At 56.7% G+C, this 252-nt stretch carries 1 protein-coding gene; it reads left to right on the plus strand.

Annotation, left to right across the window (positions count from 1 at the left end):
* Positions 1-252: DUF3800 domain-containing protein (locus tag ACQG3P_RS20905; RefSeq protein ID WP_426806126.1), on the plus strand; the 252-nt coding region annotated here is incomplete at both ends.

Below are 252 nucleotides of genomic sequence, written 5' to 3' on the forward strand. Positions count from 1 at the left end.
AGCATGTACTTCATGTATGTGGACGAGAGCGGTGAAGCAGGCATGGTGAACTCGCCCAGCCGATATTTCGTTCTTTCCGGGTTGGTGGTTCACGAGCGGGATTGGCGACTGTCGCTGGACGCGCTGGTCGCTTTCCGGCTTCGTATCAGGGATCACTTCGAACTTAAGATGAGGGAAGAAGTCCATGCCGCCCAGTTTGTGCGCGGATCAGAGGAGCTGTCTCGCATTGCCAAGCCTGACCGCTTGGCCCTA

Source organism: Stenotrophomonas sp. SrG, assembly GCF_050031795.1.
Classification (GTDB): domain Bacteria; phylum Pseudomonadota; class Gammaproteobacteria; order Xanthomonadales; family Xanthomonadaceae; genus Stenotrophomonas; species Stenotrophomonas rhizophila_A.